The 13,834-nt window shown below is 65.1% G+C and carries 10 protein-coding genes; 2 read left to right on the plus strand and 8 right to left on the minus strand.

The annotated features are described in order from the left end of the window. Positions 1-18: 18 nt before the first annotated feature. From gudD to EAV90_RS25840, 6 genes are all read right to left on the minus strand, one after another. Positions 19-1,362, minus strand: a complete 1,344-nt coding sequence (gudD, locus tag EAV90_RS25815; RefSeq protein WP_122402393.1) for a glucarate dehydratase — start codon at positions 1,360-1,362, stop codon at positions 19-21. A gap of 24 nt (positions 1,363-1,386) precedes the next feature. Then, positions 1,387-2,331 (minus strand): 5-dehydro-4-deoxyglucarate dehydratase, encoded by a 945-nt coding sequence (gene kdgD, locus EAV90_RS25820; RefSeq protein ID WP_129145035.1) that lies wholly within the window; start codon positions 2,329-2,331, stop codon positions 1,387-1,389. A 124-nt stretch (positions 2,332-2,455) separates the two neighbouring features. Beyond that, positions 2,456-3,361, minus strand: a complete 906-nt coding sequence (locus EAV90_RS25825) for a LysR family transcriptional regulator (RefSeq protein ID WP_122402395.1) — start codon at positions 3,359-3,361, stop codon at positions 2,456-2,458. 122 nt (positions 3,362-3,483) lie between these two features. Next, positions 3,484-4,836, minus strand: coding sequence for an MFS transporter (locus tag EAV90_RS25830; RefSeq protein WP_162500205.1), 1,353 nt, complete (start codon positions 4,834-4,836; stop codon positions 3,484-3,486). A 319-nt stretch (positions 4,837-5,155) separates the two neighbouring features. Beyond that, complete coding sequence (locus EAV90_RS25835; protein ID WP_122406563.1) at positions 5,156-7,105, minus strand: SGNH/GDSL hydrolase family protein; 1,950 nt, start codon at positions 7,103-7,105, stop codon at positions 5,156-5,158. Positions 7,106-7,187: 82 nt separating this feature from the next. After that, positions 7,188-8,270, minus strand: a complete 1,083-nt coding sequence (locus tag EAV90_RS25840; protein WP_129145036.1) for a lysylphosphatidylglycerol synthase transmembrane domain-containing protein — start codon at positions 8,268-8,270, stop codon at positions 7,188-7,190. 426 nt (positions 8,271-8,696) lie between these two features. Here EAV90_RS25840 and EAV90_RS25845 point away from each other — a divergent pair, with 426 nt between their 5' ends. Then, positions 8,697-9,203, plus strand: a complete 507-nt coding sequence (locus EAV90_RS25845) for a YciE/YciF ferroxidase family protein (RefSeq protein ID WP_122406564.1) — start codon at positions 8,697-8,699, stop codon at positions 9,201-9,203. A 57-nt stretch (positions 9,204-9,260) separates the two neighbouring features. Here EAV90_RS25845 and EAV90_RS25850 read toward each other — a convergent pair whose 3' ends face one another. After that, a complete protein-coding gene (locus tag EAV90_RS25850; protein ID WP_122402399.1) occupies positions 9,261-10,481 on the minus strand; it encodes an MFS transporter in 1,221 nt (406 codons plus the stop codon). 271 nt (positions 10,482-10,752) lie between these two features. Here EAV90_RS25850 and EAV90_RS25855 point away from each other — a divergent pair, with 271 nt between their 5' ends. After that, positions 10,753-13,152 carry a bifunctional diguanylate cyclase/phosphodiesterase gene (locus EAV90_RS25855; RefSeq protein WP_122402400.1) on the plus strand — a complete coding sequence of 800 codons (2,400 nt, stop codon included), beginning with the start codon at positions 10,753-10,755 and terminating at the stop codon, positions 13,150-13,152. 195 nt (positions 13,153-13,347) lie between these two features. Here EAV90_RS25855 and EAV90_RS25860 read toward each other — a convergent pair whose 3' ends face one another. Then, a complete protein-coding gene (locus tag EAV90_RS25860) occupies positions 13,348-13,782 on the minus strand; it encodes a hypothetical protein (RefSeq protein ID WP_122406565.1) in 435 nt (144 codons plus the stop codon). Positions 13,783-13,834 lie beyond the last annotated feature (52 nt).

The following is a 13,834-nucleotide window of genomic DNA, read 5'->3' on the forward strand; positions in this document are numbered from 1 at the left end:
CGTTTCCTCCAGAGTATTTTAACGAACGAGGCAGGGACGCTTGTCGTCGAAGGTCCAGCCGGGGATCAGGTCCTGCATGGCAATAGCGTCATCGCGGGCGGCAAGTCCATGCTGCTTGTAGAGCTCATGCGCGGCGTCGATAGCGGCCCTGTCGATTTCGATACCCAGGCCCGGCCTGTCCGGGACCGCAATTTGGCCGCCCTTGATCTGCAGCGGCTCTCTGGTCAGGGCCTGGCCGTCCTGCCAGATCCAGTGGGTGTCGATCGCGGTGACCTTGCCGGGCGCGGCTGCGCCGACATGGGTGAACATGGCGAGTGAAATGTCGAAATGGTTGTTGGAGTGCGAGCCCCAGGTCAGGCCGTTGTCACGGCAGGTCTGGGCGACGCGCACCGAGCCTTGCATGGTCCAGAAATGGGGATCGGCGAGCGGAATGTCCACCGCCCCTAAGCGCACCGCGTGGGAGAGCTGCCGCCAGTCGGTGGCGATCATGTTGGTTGCGGTCGGCAGGCCGGTGGCGCGGCGGAACTCGGCCATGATCTCGCGGCCGGAGAAGCCGGCCTCGGCGCCGCAGGGATCCTCGGCATAGGCGAGGATGCCGTGCATGTCCTTGCAGAGGCTGATCGCCTCATCCAGCGACCAGGCGCCGTTGGGGTCGAGCGTGACGCGCGCGTTCGGAAAGCGCTTTGCGATGGCAGTGACGGCCTCGATCTCCTGCTCGCCGCGGAGCACGCCACCCTTGAGCTTGAAATCGGCAAAGCCGTAATGGTCGTGGGTGGCCTCGGCGAGGCGCACCACCGTCTCCGGCGTCATCGCCTCCTGATGGCGGAGGTTGAACCATTCCGCCCCGCCGGTCTCGCCTTCCACATAGGGCAGGCGGGACTTGCGGCGATCACCGACGAAGAAGAGATAGCCGAGCGTCTCGACGCTTGTGCGCTGCTGGCCTTCGCCGAGTAGCGCGGCGACCGGCAGCCCGAGATGCTGGCCGAGCAAGTCGAGTAGCGCGGATTCGATCGCGGTGACCGCGTGGATCATCACCCGCAGGTCAAACGTCTGCTTGCCGCGGCCCCCGGCGTCGCGGTCGGCAAAGGCGGTACGGACGTCGGCGAGGATGTTGTTCATCGCCCCGACGGTCTTGCCGATCACGAGATCGCGCGCGTCCTGGAGTGTCTGCCAGATCTTCTGCCCGCCCGGCACCTCGCCGACGCCGGTGTGGCCGGCATTGTCGGTGAGGATGACGATGTTGCGGGTGAAGAAGGGCGCATGCGCGCCGCTGAGGTTGAGGAGCATGCTGTCGCGGCCCGCAACCGGGATCACCTGCATCGATGTGACGACCGGTGCACCAGAAATCTCAGTCCGGGCCATCGCACGCTCCTCCCTGTCGTCTTGTTATTCTGCAGCCTGTTGTGACGATCGTGCGGCGGGCAGCTTCTTCACCAGCGCGGTCAGTTCGGCGATCTCCTGCTCCGTGAGGTCGGTCAGCGGCGGACGGACCGGGCCGGAATCGCGGCCGATCACCTTCATGCCGGCCTTGATGATCGAGACTGCATAGCCCTTCTTGCGATTGCGGATCGCGATCAGCGGCAGGATGAAGTTCTTCAGGCCGGCGTGGATCGTCTCATGGTCGCGCTTGCGCACCGCGGCGTAGAAATTGGTGGCGAACTCCGGCACGAAGTTGAACACGGCCGAGGAATAGGTCGTCACGCCCATGTCGAGATAGGGCAGCGCGAAAGTCTCCGCGGTCGGCAGGCCGCCGATATAGGTGAGGCGATCGCCGAGCTTGGTGTAGACGCGCGTCATCAGCTCGATGTCGCCGATGCCGTCCTTGTAGCCGACGAGGTTCGGGCAGCGCTCGGCGAGGCGCGCGAGCGTATCGGGCTGGAGGATGGCGTTGTCACGGTTGTAGACGATGACGCCGATCTTAACGGAGGCGCAGACCGCCTCGACATGGGCGGCAAGGCCGTCCTGCTCGGAATGGGTGAGGTAAGGCGGCAGCAGCAGCAGGCCGTCGGCGCCAGCCTTCTCGGCACCGATCGCGATCTCGCGGGCGATTGCGGTGCCGTAGCCGGTGCCGGCGAGCACGGGCACGCGGCCCTTGGTCTCCTCGACGGCGATCTTCACGATCTGCGGAACCTCGGTCGGGGTCAGCGAGAAGAACTCACCGGTGCCGCCGGCGGCGAACAGTCCGGCAACGTCGTAGCCGCAGAGCCAGTCCATGTTGGCGCGGTAGGTCGCCTCGTCGAAGGAGTAGTCCGCCCTGAACGGCGTGACGGGGAAGGACAGGAGGCCCGATCCGATCTTCTGGGCCATCTCCTGCGGGGTCATCTTGCTCACGGGCGCTGCTCCCTTTCGTGCGTGTTGTGGAGGACGCAAGCCTGCGCGTCCATGCGCCGTGGTTTAGGAGACCGTTCGATGCGCGTCCAAGCCAAAGCCTATATCGACCGATGCAGATTGAGCATCAATCCTCCGTCAGCTCCGCGGAGGACAATTCGCCGGCGATTTTGACCAGGGCCGACAGCAGCGGATTCTCGTCGTCGCGGCGCCAGACCATGAAGAGCTCGACGGGAACGCGGGTGCGCAGCTTCAGCGGGCGCAGCCGCACGTCGGAGATCTTCAGGCTCGCGGCTGCGGCCGGCACGATGGCAAGGCCGAGGCCGGCGCGCACCATGGCGAGGATGGAGTGGATCTGGCTGAGATGCTGGACGTAGCGCGGCAGCACGTCGGCCCGGGTGAAGAGAGCCACCAGCAGATCGTGGAAGTAGCGGCTCTCATAGGGCGAATACATCACGAAGGGCTGGTCGTCGAAATCCTTGATGGTGATGCCGTCGGCGTTGGCGAGCGGATGCTTCTTCGGGATCGCGGCGAGCAGGGGCTCGGCGACGACGCGGCGGCTGGTCAGCTCGGGCCGCGCGATCGGCGGCCTGAGCAGGCCGGCGTCGATCTGGCCCGAGGTCAGCGCCTCGAACTGGTCGCCCGACACCATCTCCTTCAGCGAGAAGTCCACCTCGGGCAGCTTGGCACGGCAGGCGGCGACGAGCTCGGGCAGGAAGCCGTAGGCGGCGGCCGCGGTGAAGCCGATCTTGAGCGAGCCGGTCTTGCCGAGCGCGATGCGGCGGGCAACTTGCGAGGCGCTTTCCGCAAGCTTGAGGATGCGCCGCGCCTCCGGCAGGAAGCTGCGTCCCGCAGGTGTCAGGCGCACCGAGCGGCTGGTACGCTCCAAGAGCGGCGCGTCGATGATGTGCTCGAGCACCTGGATCTGCCGGGACAGCGGCGGCTGGGTCATGTTCAGCCGCGCGGCGGCGCGGCCGAAATGCAGTTCCTCCGCCACCGTGACGAAACAGCGGAGCTGGTTGAGGTCGAACATCGATACATGCCTTAGATGAATAAGGCGTTTCGCCGGCACTTCTAGCATCGATCATCCCCAAAACAAAGACGGCGGCCGTGAAGCCGCCGTTGAGTTGCCTGGTCAAGCTCCCATGGGAGCCCTCAGGAGGAACGTTTCAGCGTCACCCGCTCGATCTTGCCGACGATGACGAGATAGGCGAAGGCGGCCACTAGCGCGTTGAGGCCGACGAACACCAGCGCGCCGTTGAACGAGCCGGTCGCGGCCAGGATGTAGCCGATCACGATCGGCGTGGTGATCGAGGACAGGTTGCCGAAGGTATTGAACAGGCCGCCGGAGATGCCGCCGGCTTCCTTCGGCGAGGTGTCGGAGACGACCGCCCAGCCGAGCGCGCCGATGCCCTTGCCGAAGAAGGCGAGCGCCATGAAGCCGACCACCAGCGCCTGTCCCTCGACATAGTTGCAGGCGATGATCGACATCGACAGCAGCATGCCGCCCACGATCGGGATCTTGCGCGCCATGGTCAGCGAGCCGGTCCGGCGCAGGATCGCGTCCGAGATGATGCCGCCGAGCACGCCGCCGATGAAGCCGCACAGAGCGGGTAGCGTCGCGACGAAGCCCGCTTGCAGGACCGACAGCCCGCGTTCCTTGACGAGATAGACCGGAAACCAGGTCAGGAAGAAATAGGTCAGCGTGTTGATGCAGTACTGGCCGAGATAGACGCCGAGCATCATGCGATTGGAAAGCAGCTGGCGGATGTGGTCCCAGCCGGAGCCGGCCTCGGGCGCACGCGCGCGCAGCCGATCATCCTTGGGCGCGTCGAGATCGACCAGCGCGCCACCTTCCCTGATGTAGTCGAACTCAGCCTCGTTGATCGAAGGGTGCTCCTTCGGGCCATAGATGGTCCTGAGCCAGACGAGGCCCATGACGATGCCGAGCGCGCCCATCACGAAGAACACGAAGCGCCAGCCGTAGGTGTGCGCGATCCAGCCCATCAGCGGCGCGAAGATCACAGTGGCGAAGTACTGGCCGGAGTTGAAGAAGGCGGATGCGGTGCCGCGTTCATTGCCGGGAAACCAGGCCGCGACGATGCGCGCATTCGCCGGGAAGGAAGGCGCCTCCGCAATGCCGACAAGCAGGCGAAGCGCAAACAGCACGACGATGGCAGCGCCGGCGCTGAGGAAGCCGACCCAGCCCTGCATCAGCGTGAACAGCGACCAGATGATGATGCTGAAGGCATAGACGAGGCGCGAGCCGTAGCGGTCGAGCAGCCAGCCGCCCGGCACCTGCGCCACGACATAGGACCAGCCGAAGGCCGAGAAGATCCAGCCCATGGCGACGGGATCGAGATTCAGCTCTTTCGAGAGCGCGGGACCCGCGATCGAGAGCGTAGCGCGGTCGGCATAATTCACGGTGGTGACCAGGAACAACATGGTCACGATGAACAGCCTGACGCGAGACCTACTCACGTCCGCTGCGGACACCACTGCGCTCATCACGCGCCTCCTCGAAGTCGAAATGTTTCCTCGACCCGAGTCCTAGAGGTGCGCGCGGCGGGGTGTCCAAGTTCAAGGGAGTATCGATCGATGCCGTTTTTGGATTGATGGAACGGCAGGTGAGGGGACGTTCGTGGTGATGGCGAACGCGCAAGCATTGATGATGCGCGAGCTCGTGCTCCGCATACCGCTGTCATTCCCCGCAAAAGCGGGGAATCCAGTACGCCGCGGCCTCTCGATTGAATCACTGCTGTCACGGCGTACCAGATCGCCCGATCAAGTCGGGCGATGACACCGAGTAAGTGGAAGGAGCGTCGTGCTACTGCTGCGCGCTCGGCAGCAGCTGAGGCAGAAATCCTCGCGTCACGTTGGGAGGCACCGCGTCGAGCCCGAGCACGGCGCTTGCAGCCGGCAGTGCCGCATCCGCCATCGCGGCGTGGCCTTCGGCGCTCGGATGCACGGCGCCGCCATAAACGGCGGACAGCACGCCCCAGGTCGCGTCGTGGATGTCGGTCGGCTGGCTCGCCGCGGGCAGGCCCTGCGGATAGGTCATCGCAGCAAAATAGCTGTCGTTGGCATCGCGGATCCAGCGCGCGCGGGGCAGGTAGGCGCGATATTCCGAGGCGCCGCGACCGCACAGCATCGGCTGGCTCGCTGCGCTGACGATATCAGGATTGAAGCTCTGGCCGTTCTCGGCAAAGCAGCTGCGGTCGAATTCGGGATCGCTGCCGGAATGGGCGCAGAAGCCGTGATCGGCGAACGCGGCCTGGTGCCCGTCGACGAAGGTCATGCGGTCGGATTCGGGATCGCGGCACAGCGCGCCGCGGGTGCAGGTAGCGAGTCCCTTCAGTTGCGGCAGGAATTCCGTGTCGACGAAGGTGGAGACGCGGGCGAGGCGCTGCGGGTCGGCGTTGAAGGACGGATGGATGTCGAAGCCGGCGCGGCCGCCGCGGCAGGGCACGCCGCCGTCGGCGAGCGCAGGATTGGCATAGGAGACATAGACCACATGCGAGAGGTCGCCGCCGACGAGCGGCTTCAGCGCCTCGCGCAACTTGACGAAGTTCTGCGGCAGCTCGCGCTGCAGCGCATCGCGGGAATCATCGACGCTGGCCATCACGCCGGAGCGGCGGAACAGCGTGCGCTCGGTCGCAGTGTCGACGATGACGTCGGCGACGAGGCCGGAGAAATAGACGTCGTTGGCGCCGACCGACAGCAGCACGAGATCGAGCGTGCGGTCGGGCTGGCGTTTCTTTGCCGCGGTGAGCGCTTCGCGCAGCTCGGCGAGCTGCGCGTTCACGCTGGTGTTGCAGACACCGGTCTTGCCGGGCGGGCATTCGCGGGCGCGCTGTGAGCCGAGCAGCCCGTCGCCAATGCTGGCGCCGGTGCAGGCGAGCGGCAGGAAGGTCACGGCGATGTGGGTATAGCGCACGGCGAGCGCCAGCGCGGTACGCGCCTGATAGCTGTAGAGCGAGCGATGGCAAGGTGCGTTGAACCAGAGCGCGCTGTAACGTTGCCAGTTGGCGAGCGTATCCGGCGCCTCACAGGCGCGACCGCCCTTGAAGCCATGGCGGCTCGGCCGGTAATACTGCGCGCCTGCAGTGCCGAGATAGGAGCGGAAGCAAAATCCTTCATCTGCCAGTGCCAGCGGCCGATCCGGATTGCCTTCGCCGGAGGCGATGCTATCCCCTAGGCCAGCGACGAAGATGTCGCGGACCTGAATCTCGGTCTGGACCCGCTGGGTCGGATCGGAGCCGGCTGAGACGTCGACGGTCGCGACCGTCGGCTTGCCGTAGCGGACGCGCAAATTGATCGGCTCGGCGCAGTCGAAGGTCGAGGCTTGCGGTCCATCGCCATCATCGAACGACCAGGTGCAGATGGCGCCGACCGGCACCGCGCCGGTCAGGCGTACCGTCACCGGATGGTCGATCGGTGTAATGTAGTTCTCTTTGACGTTGTCGCGGGTGCAAGGCTGGTTGACCCGGCCCTGGAGGTCGATGCACAGGCGGTTGACCATGTTGCGGGCCCAGCCGCGGCCCTCGCTCTGGAGCTCCAGTGACTGCTCGGCGGCAAGGATGCTGCGGTTACGCGCGTTTTCGACATGGAGCAGGAAGTCGCGCTCCTCACGGAACAGCCGGAAGCGGTTACGTACCTCCCAGGTGATTTGCAGGGCATCGTCCTGTGCGGCAGCGGGCTCGGGCGGCAAAATCGTCAGCAACCCGACAAGCAGCAGGGCGCCTGCGGAGAGGGTTTTAAGCGATGATCGGAACATGGCCCGCGTCTTCAACGGCAAAGTTGAGGCGGAAATAAGAGAGCATTGCTCACCCGCCTGCAACCTTTGTCTCAGGGGAGACCTAGCGCTTGGCGACTTGGCGCAGCGACCGCTCACGTTCCATGGTCGTCACCTGCTTGGGCAGGTTGGCCTGCGCGCAGGCCTCCGCCAGCCGCCGTCGTTCCTGCCACGGCTTGACCACGTTCATCCAGAGCTCGCGCGCGCCCATGATGGAGATGGCAAGGGCGAACGGGATCACGAAATAGAGAAGACGGAACACCAGCAGCGTCGCCAGCAGCTGTTCGCGGCCGAATTCCGGCAGCGCCACCAGCATGGCTGCATCGAACACGCCAATCGAGCCGGGCGCGTGGCTGGCAAAGCCGATCAGGGTCGCCAGAATGAACACGACGGCGAGCGACATGAAGTCGATCGGCGGGCTGGCCGGCATCAAGAGGTACATGGCGGTGGCGCAGAAGCCGAGATCGACCACGCCGATCAGGATCTGCACCAATGTCAGCGGCGCCGATGGCAGCACCACCTTCCAGCCCTTCTGGCCGAGCTCGCGCCGCTTTTCGCCCATGCAGAGCCAGACCAGATAGGCGCCGATCGAGGCGAGGCCGCCGAGCGCGATCAGGCGGTTGAGCGGCGCGGGCAGCTGGTCCATCGCGGAGGCGGCATCCGGATGGATGGCCATGCCGATCGAGAGCACGAAGATGTTACCGAGCCAGAAGGTCAGGCCCGACAGGAAGCAGATCTTCGCGACGTCGATCGCGTTCAGCCCGTAGTCCGAATAGATCCGGAAGCGGATTGCCCCGCCGGTGAAGACGGTGGCGCCGATGTTGTGGCCGATCGAATAGGACGTGAAGCTGGACAGCGCCGCGATGCGATAGGGCACGTGCTTCTTGCCGATCGTTCGCAGCGCAAAAAAGTCGTAGAAGGTCAGCGTGCAGAACGCAAAGAAGACGCAGATCGCCGCCAGCCCGATACTGCCGCGCGGAATCTCGGTCAATGCGGTCAGGATGACCCCGGTATCGATGCCCTTGAGGGTCCGCACCAGCGTTGTGATCGCGAAGGCGATGATGAAGACGCTCGCGGCAATTCCGAGCCGTCGCCAGCCGATCCATCTTTTGAAGCCGCGCTTCAGCGCGGGCAGCAGTCCGTGCATTCATCCTCCCGGCGGGGGCAAAGACGACCGGGCCAGGCATTGGCCGGTCAGGCGCGATCACGGCCAAAGGCAAGCATCGATCGCTAGGCATGATCCAGCTCATTTAAGGCAAAAACAGCGGCTTGTGCAGCCCTTGACAACATTAGGTTCTGCGTTGGACCGGCCACTTTTGTCATACGCGGTTCACATCGGGTGCGCCTTAAGCATATGAGTCGTGAAACCGGCTCCGCTCGCGCGCTTAGTGTGCCAGCATGATTTCAAATCTTGGCGCCGTCCGCATTGTTCCAGCGCAAGTGGTCATCGGCCTTTTTGGAACGTCGATACCGCGTGCTCGTTAGGCTCGATCAGCAATCGAACATGGCGGAATATGCGGCTTTTCATGCAAGCCGACGCCTCCGTGTTCCCAAAACCGAGAGGACCGGAACGATGGGACTGTTCACAAAGGACATCAAGACCATGAACGATCTGTTCGTGCATCAGCTCCAGGACATCTATTATGCCGAGCAGCAGCTCACCAAGGCGCTGCCGAAGATGGCAAGCAGGGCCACCGATCCGCAGCTGAAACAGGGCTTTTTGACGCACCTAGAGGAAACCAATCAGCACGTCACCCGGCTCGAGGAAGTATTCAAGATGCACGGCGTCGCCGTGAAGGCGGTCGACTGCCCGGCCATCGACGGCATCATCGAGGAAGCCGACGAGACCGCGGGTGAGGTTGCGGACCAGGCGGTGCTGGATGCGGCCCTGATCAATGCGGCGCAGGCCGCCGAACATTACGAGATCGCCCGCTACGGCAGCCTGATCGCCTGGGCCAAGCAGCTCGGCCGCAATGACTGCGCGGCTGTGCTGGCCAAGACGCTCGAGGAAGAGAAGGCGACCGACAAGAAGCTGACGGCGCTTGCGGAGAGCAAGGTGAATCTGCGCGCGGCGAGCTGAGGCGAATGTAGCGGAACGATATCGGCAACGCCGCGCCGTCAGCGCGGCGTTCTCGATTCAGCGATCCGAATATCTGAGGCCGAAGCCGAGCGCGATCACGGCAAAGGCCGCGATCATCGCGGCGAAGACCAGGCTCGCAACACGCGGGCTTGCCAGGGTCGAGATCACGCCGATGCCGATCACCGGCAGGGCGTTGCCGAGAAAGCCGCAGATGAAATAGGCCGAGACCACTTCCGCGCGACGATCCTCCGGCGCGATCTGGTTCACCACCTGCAGGCTGCCGCGATAACCCAGTCCCACCGCGACGCCGCATAGCGCGGTCGCGGCGATCATCAGGGCGAGCGAGCCTTGGAACTGTGCGGCGACGATCAATGACACGCTCGGGAGCATGAGGCCCAGCGAGCACAGCATGGCCGTCCGGCTCGGCAGCGGCCGCGTCAGCGCGATGACGATGGCAACCGTCGCAGCGAGCTCGAGGAAGACGGCCCCCGCGATGGCGTGGCTGGTCTCGTGCAGCTCGTTGGCGAGCACACTCGGCACCAGCGCGGCAAAGAACGCCACCAGAGCCATCGCGCCGAAGCCAGTCACCGCCGGTGCGACGAACGCCGCGCGAATGGCGGTGGGCACGGCTGCGCGCGGACGGAGCGAGACCTGCCTGAGCGCATCGAGAGGCCGGGGAACGGTTTCGCCGGCAAAGGCGATCAGGATGACCGTCATCATGAGAGCCGCAAGATAGGCAATGAAAGGGGTCCGCAACGGATGTGGTGCGTAGTCGGCGAGCAGGCCCGCGATCACCGCACCGATACCGAGGCCAGCGAAGTTTGCGGACGTCGCGACGACGGTGGCGCGGGATTTGTCCGTCTCGTCGATCAACTCCGAAAGCCACGCCGTGCCGGTTCCCGCACCGATCCCGATCGCCAACCCGCTCAGCACCCGCCCCACATAGAGCGCCGCGATGCCGTGCGCGAACAGGAACACCAGCGCGCCGATGATGGCGATGGCCGTTGCGATTGCGGCCGTCCGGCGGCGGCCGATCTGGTCGGAGATGCGCCCGAACACCAGCAGCGCTGCCAGATTGCCGATCACATAGGCCGCGTAGATCAGCGTCAGGGTGACCTGCGCGAAGCCGAACTGCCGCTCGTATATCACATAGAGGGGCGTCACCACGGTGCTGCCGGCAAACAGCACCGCGATCAGGGCGGCGACGGTTGCAAGGGTCGCGGTCCTGCTGAACTCCGACTCGGCGCGTGATGGAACGGAGGTGTGCTTCGTCGCCATGCATGACCCCTGGATGTAGGTTCACGGCACCCAACTCGAAGCAATCATGCGCCGTTCCCTGTGCAGCCGGCGCGGCTGGCCTGCGCGCGTGAAGATTGACTATCCAGGCAGAGCCCATCCCCCGTTGAAAAGACGACAGCGAAGGACATTCGGACCGCAACGAACGGTTGATTCTGGAAGCGCCTGTTCACCATCCGGCAAGCCAGTCCTCCTCCGTTACCCAAAATCCACCACTTGCCCGCTCTGGTAATGGCAGGTTTGGGGAAAGCTCATGTACCAGGTGCTTTACTGTCTGACGGATGAACACGACTGGCGACTGGTCGCGCTTGGCGGCGCGGTTTGCCTGCTCGCCAGTTCGGCTGCAATCAGCCTGTTTCACCGGGCGCGCGCGACGCGAGGATCGGGGCGCCTGGTATGGTTAACGCTCGACGCAGTCGTTGCCGGCTGCGGCATCTGGGCGACGCATTTCATCGCCATGCTGGCGTACGGCCCGGGTGCCGTCGGCGCCTATAACGTGCCGGTGACGCTGCTATCGCTGATCTTCGCCATCGCCGTCACATTTGTCGGCTTGAGTGTTGCGGTTTCGACCATGCGACCCAGCCTCGTTGCACTCGGAGGGGCGATTGTCGGAGGCGGCGTGGCGGCGATGCACTATACCGGCATGATGGCCCTCGAGATCCCTGCGCGCGTCAGCTGGGCAACCGGCACCGTGGCCGCGTCGATCCTGCTTGGGCTCGTCTTCGGTGCATTCGCACTCCATGTCGCTGGACGACGCGAAAGCTTGTCCGGCGCGCTCGGCGCCACTGTGCTGCTGACGATCGCCATCGTCTCGCATCATTTCACGGCTATGGGCGCAGTGCAATTGACGCCGGATCCGGCATTGGCGATCAGCGGACTGTCGATCCCGCCGACATCGCTGTCGGTTTTCACCGCGAGTGCTGCGGCTGCGATCATCGTGATCGCACTGGTAGCAGCGCTGCTCGACCGCCGCGCCAAGGGCGAGCTGGGCCGCCAGCAGATCGTGTTGGACAGCGCGCTGGAGAACATGTCGCAGGGACTGTGCATGTTCGATGCGGACGGCAAGATCATCCTGTTCAACGAGCGCTATGCCGCGATGCTCCGCCGCACCGACATTGCATTGACCGGTCGCCTGCTGGTCGACGTGCTGCGGGAAGAGCAGGCCAAGGGCGAGTGGCAGGGCAATGCCGATGAATTCTTCGCACGTCTCGTCGCCGACGCGCGCGAGGGCCGCACCACGACCGAAATCGTCAATCGGTCGGGCCGTTCGATCCGGGTCGTCAACCAGCCGATGCAGGGCGGCGGCTGGGTGGCCACCTTCGAGGACATCACCGAATGGCTGGAGGCGCAGGCCAAGATCTCACACATGGCCCGCCACGATGCGCTGACCAGCCTGCCGAACCGGGTGCTGTTCCACGAGGAGCTCGAGCAGGGCCTGCGTCGCACCAAGTCGGGCGACCAGCTCGCCGTGCTTTGTCTCGATCTCGATCACTTCAAGGACATCAACGACTCGCTCGGCCATCCCATCGGCGATGCGCTGCTCAAGGAGGTCGGCCGCAGGCTCAAGGCCACCGTCGGCGAGAACGACACCGTGGCGCGGCTCGGTGGCGACGAGTTCGCGGTGGTCCAGATCGGACGTTCCGAGGAGACCGCTGCGAGGTCCCTCGCCGGGCGCCTCGTCGAGGTCATCTCGGCACCCTACGAGATAGACGACCATCAGATCGTGATCGGCGTCTCGATCGGCATCTCGCTGTCGCCGCAGGACGGCAGCAATCCGGATGAGCTGTTGAAGAACGCAGACCTTGCGCTCTATCGCGCCAAGGCGGACGGCCGCGGCACCTATCGCTTCTTCGAGACCGGCATGGATGCGCGCGCGCAAGCCCGGCGCCTGTTGGAAATGGATCTGCGCGCGGCGCTGCAACGCGACGAGTTTCAGGTCTATTATCAGCCGATCCGCGACGTCGCCAGCGGTCGCGTCGTTGCTTTCGAGGCGCTGTTGCGCTGGCACCATCCGCAGCGCGGGCTGATCGCACCCATCAGCTTCATTCCGCTCGCCGAGGAGACCGGGCTCATCGTTCAGCTCGGCGAGTTCGTGTTGCGCTCCGCCTGCACCGACGCAGCCACCTGGCCCGACGATGTCGATGTCGCCGTCAATTTGTCGCCGGTGCAGTTCAAGAGCCCGCACCTGATCACGTCCGTGACCGAAGCGCTGACCGCTTCGGGGCTTGATGCGCGCCGTCTCGAGCTCGAGATCACCGAATCGGTGCTGCTCCAGAACGGCGAGGCAACGCTGACGACCCTGCACGAGCTGCGCGCCATGGGCGTGCGGATCTCGCTCGACGATTTCGGCACCGGCTATTCCTCGCTGAGCTATCTGCGCAGCTTCCCGTTCGACAAGATCAAGATCGACCGCTCCTTCGTGTCGGAGCTGGCGACGCGCGAGGATTCCATGGCGATCATCCGTGCGGTGACCGGCCTCGGCCGCAGCCTCGGCATCATCACCACGGCGGAAGGCGTCGAGAACGACGTGCAGCTCGAGCTGCTCCGGCGCGAAGGCTGCACCCAGGCGCAGGGTTATCTGTTCAGCAAGCCGCGGCCGGCGTCCGATGTGGCGATGATGCTGGACCGCCCGCGGCTGCGCGCATCGGCTTGAGCGCGGTCCGCCGCCCTAGCTTCACCTCTACCCAGCGGGGAGAGGTCGGATTGCTATGGCGCGCAATTGCGCGCCTGAGCAATCCGGGTGAGGGGCCGCAGCGTTCAGTGCCACTGTAACCTCTCACCCGGATCGCATCTTATGATGCGATCCGACCTCTCCCTACGGGAGAGGTGAAGCTAGGCGGCAATCGTGTTAGCCGCGGCGCAGCGCGAAATGCGCGCCGCAGAACGCCATCACGGCACCGAGGCACAGGGCGGCGAGCCCGGCGAGCACGCCCGAGACGGTCGGGATCGGGCTCGGCGCCGAGGCCGCCTGGCCCGCTCCCGCAAGCAAGAGCACGCCGACCGCGATCAGGAATTGCCGCATCCGTTGCGGGATCTGTCCGGAAACGGCGCTCTGCATCAGGCTCGCCGTGAAATAGCCGCCGGAGAAGCCGACCGTGGCGATCAGCCACCAGGCGATCGCCGCGCCCGCGGGGATGAACTCATGCGTGTCGGAGCGCCAGAGCCCGCCGAGGTCGAGACCGTAGCGCGCGCCCAGCATGTGCACCGCGAGCGCCAGCAGCACGCCGGAGATCATTGCGGCGCCGAGAATCAGGTGGCGCGGAAAATAGGTCGTCTCAGCCATGCCTCGCTTGTAGGATGGGCAAGGGCGATCGCGCAAGCCGATCGCGAATGGG

The sequence above is a fragment of the Bradyrhizobium vignae genome (assembly GCF_004114425.1).
Taxonomy (GTDB): domain Bacteria; phylum Pseudomonadota; class Alphaproteobacteria; order Rhizobiales; family Xanthobacteraceae; genus Bradyrhizobium; species Bradyrhizobium vignae.